Origin of the sequence: Citrobacter sp. TBCS-14 (assembly GCF_005280805.1) — a bacterium.
GTDB lineage: Bacteria > Pseudomonadota > Gammaproteobacteria > Enterobacterales > Enterobacteriaceae > Citrobacter > Citrobacter gillenii.
In genome coordinates, this window is record NZ_SZWM01000508.1 from 1 (window position 1) to 352 (window position 352).

A 352-nucleotide genomic window follows, 5' to 3' on the forward strand; every position below is an offset into this window, starting at 1 on the left:
TAAATGCGGTGGTCGCGGCTACAGCGACGCACGTTATTGGATTGGACTCTATCTGGCTCTTGATGTTATCTGTACTGGCTCGCATAGCATCGTTTGCTTTGGATGCGTATTTTCTTGCCGTATCATTAAATTTATGTTCAGGTGACTCCAGAGCTTCACCATAACTTTCCTCTAGCTCACCATGAATAACTTGGCTTTTATTTTTGTTTGTACCAAACATAAACTAAATCTCCAATAATTAGGGATCTATAAAGTATAGCAGTTAGAATAAATACACATGCAAATCGCTGATAATGACTTGACATATATTAAAATGTTCTAATGATTTTATTTAGTATAGATTCAAGAACTA

At 35.8% G+C, this 352-nt stretch carries 1 protein-coding gene; it reads right to left on the reverse strand.

Going from position 1 to position 352, the window contains the following annotated elements; all coding sequences use genetic code 11:
* A partial coding sequence (locus FDX22_RS30560; protein WP_222592534.1) for a CsbD family protein occupies positions 1-220 on the reverse strand: 220 nt, incomplete at its 3' end.
* Between the last annotated feature and the right edge of the window lie 132 nt (positions 221-352).